Source organism: Litchfieldia alkalitelluris (assembly GCF_002019645.1).
In the GTDB taxonomy this organism is placed as follows: Bacteria; Bacillota; Bacilli; order Bacillales; family Bacillaceae_L; genus Litchfieldia; species Litchfieldia alkalitelluris.
The window spans coordinates 3942642-3955541 of record NZ_KV917374.1 but is presented as its reverse complement, the minus strand read 5'-3'; the positions used below and the strand labels follow the sequence as shown (position 1 = coordinate 3955541).

General features: G+C 36.5%; 8 protein-coding genes, 1 tRNA gene and 1 riboswitch. Of the genes, 4 read left to right on the top strand and 5 right to left on the bottom strand.

Features of this window, described 5'->3' with window-relative positions; translation table 11 throughout:
• Positions 1 to 56: 56 nt before the first annotated feature.
• Positions 57 to 210: riboswitch (cyclic di-AMP (ydaO/yuaA leader) on the bottom strand.
• Positions 211 to 351: 141 nt separating this feature from the next.
• A tRNA-Val gene (locus BK579_RS18425) sits at positions 352 to 423 on the top strand.
• Positions 424 to 479: 56 nt separating this feature from the next.
• Here the strand turns inward: BK579_RS18425 and BK579_RS18420 are convergent.
• On the bottom strand, positions 480 to 992 hold the full coding sequence (locus BK579_RS18420) for a DUF3231 family protein (RefSeq protein ID WP_078550677.1): 513 nt from the start codon (positions 990 to 992) through the stop codon (positions 480 to 482).
• A 232-nt stretch (positions 993 to 1224) separates the two neighbouring features.
• Positions 1225 to 2298 carry a YkvI family membrane protein gene (locus BK579_RS18415; RefSeq protein ID WP_204524736.1) on the bottom strand — a complete coding sequence of 358 codons (1074 nt, stop codon included), beginning with the start codon at positions 2296 to 2298 and terminating at the stop codon, positions 1225 to 1227.
• Positions 2299 to 2484: 186 nt separating this feature from the next.
• Here BK579_RS18415 and BK579_RS18410 point away from each other — a divergent pair, with 186 nt between their 5' ends.
• Positions 2485 to 2694 (top strand): methionine aminopeptidase, encoded by a 210-nt coding sequence (locus tag BK579_RS18410; RefSeq protein ID WP_078547983.1) that lies wholly within the window; start codon positions 2485 to 2487, stop codon positions 2692 to 2694.
• Positions 2695 to 2757: 63 nt separating this feature from the next.
• Here the strand turns inward: BK579_RS18410 and BK579_RS18405 are convergent, their stop codons facing one another.
• Both BK579_RS18405 and BK579_RS18400 read right to left on the bottom strand, forming a co-directional pair.
• Positions 2758 to 3327, bottom strand: a complete 570-nt coding sequence (locus BK579_RS18405) for a thioredoxin family protein (RefSeq protein ID WP_078547981.1) — start codon at positions 3325 to 3327, stop codon at positions 2758 to 2760.
• Positions 3328 to 3332: 5 nt separating this feature from the next.
• Positions 3333 to 4160 (bottom strand): ion transporter, encoded by an 828-nt coding sequence (locus BK579_RS18400; RefSeq protein WP_078547979.1) that lies wholly within the window; start codon positions 4158 to 4160, stop codon positions 3333 to 3335.
• Between the two features lie 362 nt (positions 4161 to 4522).
• Here BK579_RS18400 and rsgA point away from each other — a divergent pair, with 362 nt between their 5' ends.
• Together rsgA and BK579_RS18390 are read left to right on the top strand one after the other, a co-directional pair.
• Positions 4523 to 5584 (top strand): ribosome small subunit-dependent GTPase A, encoded by a 1062-nt coding sequence (gene rsgA, locus BK579_RS18395; protein ID WP_078547977.1) that lies wholly within the window; start codon positions 4523 to 4525, stop codon positions 5582 to 5584.
• 1518 nt (positions 5585 to 7102) lie between these two features.
• On the top strand, positions 7103 to 10387 hold the full coding sequence (locus BK579_RS18390) for an efflux RND transporter permease subunit (RefSeq protein WP_078547975.1): 3285 nt from the start codon (positions 7103 to 7105) through the stop codon (positions 10385 to 10387).
• Positions 10388 to 11060: 673 nt separating this feature from the next.
• Here the strand turns inward: BK579_RS18390 and BK579_RS18385 are convergent.
• Positions 11061 to 12890 carry a DNA ligase D gene (locus BK579_RS18385; RefSeq protein ID WP_078547973.1) on the bottom strand — a complete coding sequence of 610 codons (1830 nt, stop codon included), beginning with the start codon at positions 12888 to 12890 and terminating at the stop codon, positions 11061 to 11063.
• Positions 12891 to 12900 lie beyond the last annotated feature (10 nt).

Here is a 12900-nt window from a genome sequence, read left to right as displayed (position 1 = left end):
GCTCGCGGCTTTATTACAATTAGAATCAAAAAATTGACTGTGTTTGTTGTTGTGTTGGATTCTCTCTCCATTTGCTTACGGGGTTAGCTGTCGGATTCGGATGAAGAGACTCTCCTACCTTAACTTAATAAGGATTCACCCCTGGTGCATGTACTAAATTGCACCGAATGGTTCCCCCGTTCCCTACTAGGGATTCAGCGAATATTCAATTGTTGTTAAATTGCTCTAGTAATATTTATATCTCATTGTAAGAAAATATGTCAATGATTTTGCTTCAACTTAAATCAATGTTCTTTCACTCAAAAGGGATTGACAATTCCGATTTAAAACTTTAATATATGAGTATAATAAGACTTGTTAGCTCAGTGGGAGAGCACTTCCTTGACAGGGAAGGGGTCGTGGGTTCGAATCCCTCACAGGTCATCAAGCAAAAAACCTTGATAACAAACTAGTTATCAAGGTTTTTTTTATTCGGTTAATTAGCAATCCTCAGCTTTATTGAAATGTAAAGGTGGCGGTATAAGCCATCCTTTTTCCTTATTAAGCTTAAGAACTTTTCCACCTAATGTCGCTTTTTGCATATGTAATTGACCAAACATCATCGCTATGTCTTCACGAATACATTGACCAATCGCTTGGCTGCAAGCAACTAACCCTGCAGCAATATCAGCTGATAAAGCAGTGGCAATTTCATTATCTTGAAATCTTGCTCCAACAGGAATATCTTCTATTCGAGCATTAGGTCTTTCGGGAGGTGTTGGTGGTAGGCCAATGCCATTTTCTTTAAGTAGAGTCTCGATTTGTTTAGCTTCTTGCTGACATTGCTCTTTTGCTTCTACTAGTAATTTTTGAAGATCTTCATCACCTGCATGATTTAACTTTGTTTGATATGCAGCAACCATTCCTTTTGAAGCTAACAAGAAAGACCAGCTTGCAAATACTTCCCCATAATGCATTGGTTCGTTTTGAGGATTGCCACTTAAAATGCCCATAAATGCACTCCTTATTGTTTGTTTTATTTCCATTAGATTCTCCTTAAAGTTAAAAGCTGATTTAACGTATAATGAGTACATTAAATCTGCACACCATAAGTATTTGCTTAGCGTGTTGTTCCTATACTGAATTGTTTTCCTGCGGTAAATCAGCAAACCTTAAGTTTCAATAAGAAATAAAAGTTGAGAAAAGCCATGTCATCTAACATGGCCTCTCGGGAATTTATTATCATTAAACATAAAACTGATTACGTTTTGCAAACCAGACATAAAGTAAACCTGCAAAAAAGAGTAGTCCTCCGTACCCAACTGCCGGATACAAGTATTTAACCATAGCTGAAAAGCCTACCTGACTTACTAAAAACGCTGCAATAGTTGAAGCTGCAATGATCCAAATCCGAAAACGATCTGCGATAAAATTCATCCTAGAAACAAAACCATATAAGTTTCCAACTGCGGTTGTATACACCTCTGCAAATAAGACAATCGCAAAAATCAACTGAATAAGAGGAGCTATCTTTGATGCAATCATAATCATGGGAACTTCAACATTAGATACAATATCCAAATTTGTCAAAATGCTAAAATAGATAGCTACAATACCTATTCCAAGACCTAGACCACCTAATAATGCACCCCAGAAAAGTGTCTTTTTATCCTTTGCCTTTGCACCCATTGGAGCTAATACGGCTACTGCAATCACAAGGTTATATGACGCATAATTCAGGGCCGATATAAACCAGTTTGGAGCTGCCCCTTCTAGAGTAGAGGATATTTGTATATCTGATGATGTAATAGGATTAATATACAAACTGTAAATCGCTATAAAAAATACAGAAACCAATAAAACTGGAACAACATAACTGATGGCATTAATCACTCCTTTAATTCCGGTAATAACAGTAAGTAGGGAGATAATTGCCATAAGAACTGTACCCCATAAAGGTGAAAGGTGAAATTGTTCATCAAATATGGCTCCTGCACCTGCAATCATTGCCGCCAAGGCCCCGAATAAGAAAACAGTTATGATTAAATCAATAATCGTTCCTATAATCTTTCCATTTGAGAACCTAACTACTTCTACATAAGATTTAACGTTTAATGATTTACCAATTAATAAAATGGTATATCCAAAGAAGAAAAATAAGACAGTTGATAGTGCGATTCCAATAACTCCGTTCAATCCATACGCACTGAAAAACTGAAGTACTTCCTGGCCAGATGCAAATCCAGCACCTACAACTGTTCCGATATATGTTGCTGCTACTTTAAAAATATTAATTTCATCTGTAGTGCTTTTAATCAATTTACTCACCACCATATGTGTACTTATTCACTTATTAGCTTTTACTGATCTTTCGATCGTTATTATAAATAATTGAGAATCTTTAGCTTCCTTCATTTCACCAAGCCTTTAAATGAGGAATATAATAATGTATAAATATTCTATTTTTTCCACAATCTAATAAAAAATGGTAATGAGGTGAGTAGAATGGGACTCATTGATACACTCAATGACTGGCTAACTTCAAGAAATGAAAGAAGGCTTGAACAAATGGAGTCATTGGGGCTTTGTCCAGATTGTAATGGGAGAGGGTTTCATACATTTAATTCCTATGAATTTTACTATAGCAATCCAATTGATTGTATTGGTTGTAATGGTTCAGGGACATTTTCCGACTGGTTCGATGAAAATCAATAAAACATCTGAAATAAAATAAACACCACCCATCTTATGATTATTGATGGCTGGTGCTTTTTACTGTTAGTTCGTAGTGACTTCAGTTAATTTCTTCAACAAATCTTTCTTTATAAGTTCCCACCAAGATTGATCAGTTGTAAATCTTGTTACTAATCCTTTGATAAACTCTTTAAAAGCTAAATCATATTCTTCAGAATCCTTCGCTGGTAATTGAGCACGTAACTGGTCCACTTCCACTTGAATTTCTTCAGCGCGGGGCCCCCATTTACCAATTTCAATACCTTCTTTATTTAATAAGATAATAATGGGAATGGATCTTGATGTTCCATTTGTTAAATATTGATCCATTAACTCGAGGTTCTCATCTCTATCTAAGAAACGAGCTTCAATAAATGCTTCATTTGCTAATTTAATAAAGATTGGAAGGTTCACCATAGCATCCCCGCACCAATCGGCAGTAATGACAACTGCCTTTAACTCAAGGTTTTGCAATTCATGTAGAATCCGAGTTTCTTCACTAGTTAAGCTTACCTCATTGAAAACTTTCAGTGTACTTTCTTTATTTACCTTCATCGTATTTATATATTGGTGAGCGGAAATGCCTTTATCAAACCAATTTGATAGATTGTTCATATCTGTTATCCTTTCCGGTTAGTGATTAATTTAGTTATATGGTCAAGCTTTTCATTCAATTGTGAATTTTGCTTTCGCAATTGTTCTAACTCGTGTACCCAATCTGTATTCATGTCCTCATGTTCTTCAGATAATTTCTGTGCATTATTGACAATTTCACCGACAATTAAATTTAGCATGATAAAAGTGGCGACCAATATAAACGAAACAAAATAAAGCCATGACCAAGTAAATTCGGCAAAAATCGGACGAAAAATTCCGCTAGCCCATGATTCTAAGGTGAAAATTTGAAACAGACTAAGTAGCGAGAGCTGCAGGTTCCCGAAATATTCAGGAAATAGTTGTCCGAAAAAGGCTGTCCCAATAATTGCGTAGATATAAAAGAAAATACCCATCAAGATCGAAACGCTTCCTATTGCTGGAATGGCCATAAAGAGTGCATTAACTAATCTCCTTAAGGATGGAATCGCTGATATGGTTCGAAGCACCCTCAGAACCCTCAATATACGCAGAACACTGACAAAATGGGTCTGATATAAAATAATGCTACCGAAGACAATCGCAAAATCTAATAAGTTCCAATTGTTTTTGAAAAAATTAGATCGAAGTGCAATGATTTTTAAAATAATTTCAACTGAGAAAATTAGAAGAAAGATTTTATCTGCAATTAAAAAATAATCATTATAATCCTCGTATAATAATGGATATGTTTCCATCCCTATTAAAATAGTGTTAATAATGATAAGAGTCATTATTAAACGATTAAATAAGGGATGTTCAACGAACTTTTGTAAAGTAGATCTGATATTATTCCTATCTGATAGGTCGTTCATAGATACCTCCAGTAATATTTTTTCTTAGATAAGTATAATAGAAAGCTTTAAATAAATCCAAGACTGGCACTATTTATTTTAGTCAAAATAGAACTTTACATATTTTCCAATTTATTCTATAATTAGTTCAAATCATTAGAAGGTGAGGGATGTATTATGAAAAAATTATCTATTGTTCGTTTTCCTAATTTAATTATTCAAATACAGCCCCGGGCGGAAATCCAATAAATTTATTGCTATTAAAACAATCCGTGGGCTGTAATTTAGTTCGCGGTTTTATTATGTATCTGAGGAAGAGGCTCAGCATAAAAAAAGGACCGGATTAGGTCCTTTTTTATTTGTTTTAATAGGAGGAAATAAGTGTGGAAAATAGTCAATTAGGTTGGAATCAGCATTTCGAATTAGCGTTTCAAAAATATGAAAATACAAATTTTACAGTTGGAAGAGTCGTACTAGAACATAAACGTATGTATCGAATCTTAACAGAACAAGGTGAGTTTGTGGGAGAGGTTTCGGGAAAATACCGTTTTAATTCAGTTACCCGAGAGGATTTTCCAGCTGTTGGTGATTGGGTTGTTCTCACACCAAGGGTTGATGAAGGAAAGGCTACTATCCATGAAGTGCTACCAAGATTTAGTAAGTTTTCACGAAAAGTAGCAGGCTTAACCACCGAAGAACAAATTATTGCAACAAATATTAATACTGTGTTCCTTGTGAATGCCTTGAATAATGATTTTAATGTAAGAAGGCTTGAACGATATTTAGTCATGAGCTGGGAAAGCGGAGCAAACCCGGTGATTGTGTTAACTAAAGCTGACTTATGTAAGGATATTGACGATAGGCTAAAAGAAGTTGAGCGTGTTGCAATGGGTGTTCCAATTCATGTGATAAGTGCAGTTGAAAATCTAGGTATCGATAAATTAAAGAATTATTTAACTGAGGGCAAGACAGTGGCTTTGCTTGGATCATCGGGTGCTGGGAAGTCTACCCTAACAAATAGTCTTTTGGGTCAAATGAAACAGCTTGTGCAAGAAGTACGTGAAGATGATGATCGAGGTAGACACACTACCACACATAGAGAGTTAGTAGTTTTACCCGATGGAGGAATGATCATTGATACCCCAGGGATGCGAGAATTACAGTTATGGGAAGCAGATCAATCCGTGAACCAAAGCTTCATGGACATCGAAGAGATTGCAGCAAAATGTCGTTTTAATGATTGTAGCCACGAAAATGAACCAGGCTGTGCCATTAAACAGTCAATTGACGATGGAACATTAGAGGAAGATCGCTTTCGCAGCTACCTGAAGCTGTGTAAAGAGCTAGCGTACCTAGATAGAAAAGCAGATAAGCGGGCTCAACAACTTGAAAGAGACAAGTGGAAAAAAATAACAATGAACACAAGAAATAAGAAAAAGCTTTAAATCGAAGAGTTGGCTCCCTGTGGGTCAACTCTTTTTTTTGTATTCACACATTAAAGCCGTTTAGCCAAGAAGGTGTGTGGTTTTATGTTGATACGGGAACTGTATATACTTAGCTAAAGCTGTCCGAAGTAGGTGTGAGTTCAGACAGCTTTGCTCTAAAACTAGGTAAAGCTGTCCGAAGTAGGCCAGAGTTCAGACAGCTTTGCTTTAAAACTAGGTAAAGTTGTCCGAAGTTTGCCAGAGTTCAGACAGCTTTGCTCTAAAAATAGGTAAAGCTGTCCGAAGTAGGCCAGAGTTCAGACAGCTTTGCTCTAAAACAAGCTAAAGCTGTCCGAAGTAGGCCAGAGTTCAGACAGCTTTGCTCTAAAACAAGCTAAAGCTGTCCGAAGTAGGCTAGAGTTCAGACAGCTTGGCTCTAAAACAAGCTAAAGTTGTCCGAAGTAGGCCAGAGTTCCGACAGCCTTGCTCTAAAACACGCTAAAGCTGTCCGAAGTAGGCTAGAGTTCAGACAGCTTGGCTCTAAAACAAGCTAAAGTTGTCCGAAGTAGGCCAGAGTTCCGACAGCCTTGCTCTAAAACACGCTAAAGCTGTCCGAAGTAGGCTAGAGTTCAGACAGCTTGGCTCTAAAACAAGCTAAAGTTGTCCGAAGTAGGCCAGAGTTCCGACAGCCTTGCTCTAAAACACGCTAAAGCTGTCCGAAGTAGGCTAGAGTTCAGACAGCTTGGCTCTAAAACAAGCTAAAGTTGTCCGAAGTAGGCCAGAGTTCCGACAGCCTTGCTCTAAAACACGCTAAAGCTGTCCGAAGTTGGCAAGAGCGCAGACAGCTTTGCTCTAAAACAAGCTAAAGCTGTCCGAAGTAGGCCAGAGTTCAGACAGCTTTGCTCTAAAACAAGCTAAAGCTGTCCGAAGTTTGCCAGAGTTCAGACAGCTTTGCTCTAAAAATAGGTAAAGCTGTCCGAAGTAGGTATGAGTTCAGACAGTTTTGCTCTAAACAAGCTAAAGCTGTCCGAAGTTTGCCAGAGTTCAAACAGCTTTGCTTTAAAACTGGGTAAAGCTGTCCGAAGTAGGCCAGAGTTCAGACAGCTTTGCACTAAAACTGGGTAAAGCTGTCCGAAGTAGGCCAGAGTTCAGACTGGCTTCTATCTAAAACTAACTAAAGCTGTCTGAAGTAGCTCTGTAATCTTACAGCTTTCTAAATGAGCCGGAAAGACCCCCGCATATTGGCTAGTCTTCATCTGTCCGACCAATTACATCTCTCCTCGACATTTAAGTTCCTTATAAAGAAATTATTTAACAAAACTCTAAACCCTATGCAACTTTTTCCATTTATGTTGGCCACAATATATACATATTAGTAGATACGCTTCTTACTTGCATTATATATAGTTCTAAATTATAGTAATCAGTGTGTGACCATACGGTCATGAGTGTGACTGATCATACTAAAATAAAATTAAATTCAAATACTTACGATCAATGAATATGCAACATAAAACCGTTGAAAGGGAGAAACGCTTAATGAAAATTAGTAATTTTTCAATTAGAAGGCCAGTTTTTACTCTTGTATCTATGTTTTTAGTGATTATATTAGGGCTTGTTTCACTTTTAAACATCCCTTTGAAATTAATTCCAGAGATTAATCCGCCGATTGGGGTTGTTGTTGTAAACTACCCTAGTGCAAGTCCAACGGAGGTTGTAGAAAAAGTAACCAAACCGATTGAAGAAAGCTTGTCAACACTACCCGGACTGAAGACCATCTCTTCTACCTCGCAAGAAAATTCTAGTTTTACGATGATGCAATTTTCTTGGACAACATCCATTGATGAAGTTGAGAGCGAAGTTCAAAGTAGAATAGACTCTACTACCATTGCCGAGGATGCTAATAAGCCCCGATTTATGAAGTTCGATCCTGCGCAGTTTCCGGTTATTCAGATGTCCTTAAGTACTGATACAGATTCAAAGACTTTGCAGGACTTAGCTGGAAATTTAGTTTCTGAGTTATATAAGGCAGAGGGGATAGCCAGCGTAAGTCTATCTGGAACCATGATCGAGGAAGTTAGGGTTGTTCTAGATGAAGATGCTCTTCAGGAATATGGGTTAACACAACAGGATATTGTTGACCGGTTAAGAGCAAACTCAGTATCTTTACCAGGTAATACAATTGAAACAAATGGAAAAGAACTTACTACTCGTGTAATTAGTACAATTGATTCACTCGATTCAATTAGGGAAACCAATATCACTGTTAATCCAACAAATGGAGAAAAAGTTACCTTAAGTGATATATCAGATGTAACATTAGCTCCTCAGGAACAGAATACGATTACTCGTGCAAATCAAGAGCCAGCATTATTGGTAAATGTTCTTCAGCAATCTGATGCCAATACGGCTCAAGTGTCGGAATCATTTCAAGCTGAATTAGATGAATTATTATCAAATGAGAAGTACGAGGACATCCAATATGATATCCTCTTTGATCAAGGTGATTTTATTCAACTTGCAATTGGAAATATGTCGAACACATTAATACTTGGTGGATTGTTTGCAATGATTGTTCTATTCTTCTTTTTAAGAAGCTTTAGAAGTCCACTTATTATTGGGATTGCTATTCCTTATTCAGTTATTGTAACGTTTGTACTTATGTACTTTTCAGATTTTACTTTAAATATATTAACTCTTGGTGGCCTTGCACTAGGAATAGGTATGCTGGTTGATAATGCAATTGTTGTTATTGAAAATATCTACCGCCATCTATCAATGGGGAAAGATCCAAAGGAAGCTGCGGCTGATGGAACTAAGGAAGTTGGTACGGCCATTATTGCATCTACGTTAACCACAGTTGCTGTCTTTTTACCTGTCATCTTTATTTCAGGGATTATCGGTCAGTTGTTTACTGAGTTTGCGTTGACAATAGCATTTAGTTTATTTGCTTCATTGTTTGTAGCATTAACAGTTGTTCCAATGCTTGCAAGTCGATTTTTAAAACAACCAAAAGAGAATATTGAGGTTAAAAGACAAGAATCTTCCTTTATTAAATCGCTAGAAGGCGTTACAAAATGGAGTTTGCGTAATCGAGCACTAGTACTAATTTTGACTGTGATTATTACAGCGGGTAGTGTCTTTGGATTAACAACTGTTGGAACAGAATTTTTACCAAGTAGTGATGAGGGTTTCTTTACAATTGATGTTGAGCTTGAAAATGGCTCAACACTAGAAGAGACAGAGGAAACTGTCAATCGAATTGAAGAAGTATTGGAAGATAAAACAGACATTGATGTGTATGTTAGCTCAATAGGAAGTACACAGGAAGGTTCCTATTCAGGAACTGGGAGTACCAATGAAGCTGAAATCTATGTAAAAATGAAAGAACTAGATGAGCGAACAATATCTACCTTTGACTTTATAGATGATATTAAGCGAGATATTGAAAGAGCAGCATCAAGTGCTAATTCAACAGCTGAAATCTCGATGAATGTTCAATCTGCTGCAGGATCATCACCAAATACGCTTTCATTTAATGTTAAGGATAATAATCAAAATAGATTATACGAAGCTGTTGCTGAAATCGAAAGAGCTTTATTAGATATGAACGAAATAACTGAGGTTTCAACAGACTTGTCAGAAACGATTGAGGAAGTACAAATTACCGTTGATCGTGATAAGGCCTTTGATGAAGGGTTGTTACCATTCCAAATTGCTTCCACTGTAAACGATGTGACTCGTGGAACAACCGCTATACAAATGACCGATGAAAATAATGAAATCTATCCAGTTAACGTTGGTTATAATCGGGAATTGACTAGTAATATTGATCAGTTAAGAGATCTGTTAATTAAAAAACCAGATAACTCTTATATTGCATTAGAAGATGTAACTACAATTGAGATTGGTGAAGGACCAACGACGATCAATCGAATAGACCAACAAAGTGCCGTTCAATTCACAGTAAAATATATCGCATCATCTAATTTAGGTGATATTTCCGCAAAAGTAGATAAGGAGATTGCTGACCTAGAGTTAGCAGATGAGATAGAAATTACCTTCGGTGGTGACCGTGAATTACTTGAATCATCTATGGATGATTTGGGGTTAGCATTTGTATTAGCATTAGTCTTCATCTATTTAGTTATGGCAGCACAGTTTGAATCTTTCAAACATCCGTTTGTTATTATGTTCACTGTGCCATTAATGGTAATTGGTGTTGCAATAGCCCTTACCGCTACTCGTACACCAATTGGGCTTACTGCATTTATTGGAATTATTGTACTTGCTGGAATTGTTGTAAATAATGCAATCGTCTTGATTGACTATATCAATCAGAAGAAGAACGCTGGTATGAGAACTTACGATGCCATTGTAGAAGCGGTTAAGGACCGTACACGTCCAATTCTAATGACGGCGACAACGACTATTTTAGGATTATTACCTCTTGCAATTGGAATTGGAGAGGGCTCTGAGATGAACCAACCTATGGGTATTTCTGTCATAGGAGGATTAATTAGCAGTACCTTCTTAACTTTATTTATCATACCAATTGTATACAGCTTGTTTGATAAAGAAACTCGCCGGTTAAATAAAAAGTATGTTACACCTGACGGCCAACTTATTCCTGCTTATTTGATTGAGGAACGACTTGATCTCTCTCGGGAAAATGAACGACAACAAGAAGCAATTGAGGAAATGGAGAGTAAGGAGAACCACTTACCAGCAACAAATGATTCAATTTACCAAAAACAAGATATGGTTAATATGCTTGAGCAACTATTGAAAATTGTCAAGGATGAAGAAAAGGATAAGAAATAAATCTTAAAAAGGCGTTCCTATTGGAGCGCCTTATTTTTAAAAAGAGGAAGTATAAATAAACCAGATTATGGATGAGGCAACATGGCTTTTTAAAAAGCTCTGTTATTCATCCTTGTTGATTTTTCGCGTAGGTATAGGAACTCATAGGCGGAAAAATTCCGGCTAATGTATCTAGTAGAGGCTTATGTTGCAGATATAGGCGGAGAAATTCCGGTTAACTTCTCTAATATATGAATAAATCTAAAGATAAGGTTCATATAAGCGGAAAAACTCCGGTTATTTTTAGGGAAATGTTGATATTTCCCAACTTAAGCGGAATTTTTCCGTTTAAATTCCCACCACAGTGACCACAATGAAATCAACATGATAATAGGGCACAGCCCAATTAAGAGGTATGCAAAAGTAGCTCCTAGAGTAATATCTGGTCTATATACCGTTGGTTTTGTAGATCCTACTACTCCACCTTTTTGTGTAAGAATACGATGGAGAAACGACTCTATGTATGATAAAGGATTAAATGGCATAAAGTGCAAATTAGCAGATTTTCACTAAACAAAAAAGACCGGGCTATGCCCAGTTTTTCTTACCTAACTTTATTTTGGATGTTGTTTTTAGTATCTTGCTATAGTCGCCAACGAGCCAATCGCTTCGGAAGCGAAAAACTATATACCCTTTATTTCTTGGATAGAAAATCTAAAACTGGCTGAAATGATTGAATTTCTTTCGTATTAAAATAACTATGAAAAGGGTCTCCAAGTTTCTTAATTCGTTTCATAATCTTATCCATAGAATATGGTTGTATTGTAAGACTAGGTGTTACTTCATCCCAGAAAAGAGGAGCGGCGACAAAGGCACCTTCATTCCCCCGAATAGAGTATGGCGCAATAATTGTTTTCCCTTCGGCATGTTGGATATAATCAACATATAATTTATTTCCTCTGTTCTTCTTTAAGCGTTCAATCGTAAAAAGTGTGGGTTCTTTATTGACTAAATAATTGGCAATGAATTCTGTGAAGATGCGTGTATCTTGATAGCTGAAGGTATTTTCGGGCAAGGGGATATAAATTTGTAATCCTTTATTGCCTGAAAGTTTAATATAAGAAATTAAATGTAACCCTTCAAAAACTTCTTTAAGTATAATCGCGGCTTTGATTGCTAATGAAAAATCATCTCTTGAAGGCGGATCTAAATCAAACACAATTTCTGAAGGGCCATTTGAATTGATAGTTTGGAACGGTATATGGAACTCAAAGGCTAATTGGTTTCCAAGCCATGCCAATGTGTCAATGTTATTACAAGTGATATAGTCTATTCCATCATGTTTAACCCTTTGAATGAATTCAGGAGCATAATCAGGGCAATTTTTTTGGTAAAATGAATCGCCATACATTCCGTGAGGGTAACGTATTACGGTTAATAGCCTATCTTTTAGAAAAGGTAGCATATAAGGTGATATTTCAAGAAGATATTCTAAATATTGCCGCTTTGTAATATCTTTATCTTTCCAAAGAGGTTTTTCAGGGTGTGTAATTGTAATCGTTTCAGGTATTTCAATGGTTCTATCAAACTGCTCCCACTTACAGTCCCTCCAAGAGATACCAAGTTGGAATTTAGAAAAACTAGGCTGACGAAGTTGTTCTTTGTATAACTCTAGAAAAGATAACTCAATGCATATACTAGGAGTAACTGTAATGAAAGGTTTTTGAGCTTGGTCTGGGTGGTTTTTCTGAATCACCTGTAAGAGCGCTTCTCTTTCTTCGGGTGATAGTCCATGTGAGAATAAACCAATTTCAAATACCTTTTCATCTCTCAAAACACTCACATGGAAAAAACCATTACCTTTATCATAACCTGTAATAAAAAAGTTTCCCTTTTGCCAGTTTTTTATTTTTACCCAGGTGGTAGTTCTCTTTCCTTCCTCCCATTTGCTCTCCCTTTTCTTGGCGATAATTCCTTCAGAATATTCTAGTTTTACTCTTTCCCAAAGTTCATTAAAAGCTGTGTGTGGTTCTATAATCTGTAAAAGTTGAGAGCTGCTTGAATCAACTCTTGTCAGGAGGTCAATTTCTTCAAACATCGTAATTAATCGTTCTTTTCTTTCAGTAAAAGAATTTGCAATAATCTTTTGTCCATTGATCAATAATAAATCGAAAATTAAATAATGGGCTGGCTTTCTTTGTGATCCTTCTAATATTTTTTCAGTATTTTTAAGTCGTCCTCTTTGTTGTATTTGTTCAAAGCTTGCTTTATAATTCGACTCTAATATACATAACTCTCCATCGAAGACAAGTGGAAGATATTTCGAAAATTTCTTTGTTAGTTTCTTGCATTCTTCAATGATCTCTGGAAATTGGTCATTTAATCGGTTCCCGTTTCGACTAACAAGATTTACGTCCTGGATATTCCAGTCTAAGATGGCTCTAAATCCATCGTATTTCACCTCATAAATCCACTCGTTTCCTTTTGGAGCTTCAAATACAAGTGTGGGTAGCATTGGTTTCAAAGAGTACACC

Excerpts from the sequence above, each read along its gene's own strand:
- BK579_RS18390 (WP_078547975.1), top strand. The coding sequence starts at position 7,103 with ATGAAAATTAGTAATTTTTCAATTAGAAGGCCAGTTTTTACTCTTGTA.
- BK579_RS18410 (WP_078547983.1), top strand. The coding sequence starts at position 2,485 with ATGGGACTCATTGATACACTCAATGACTGGCTAACTTCAAGAAATGAA.
- BK579_RS18405 (WP_078547981.1), bottom strand. The coding sequence starts at position 3,327 with ATGAACAATCTATCAAATTGGTTTGATAAAGGCATTTCCGCTCACCAA.
- BK579_RS18420 (WP_078550677.1), bottom strand. The coding sequence starts at position 992 with ATGGGCATTTTAAGTGGCAATCCTCAAAACGAACCAATGCATTATGGG.
- BK579_RS18400 (WP_078547979.1), bottom strand. The coding sequence starts at position 4,160 with ATGAACGACCTATCAGATAGGAATAATATCAGATCTACTTTACAAAAG.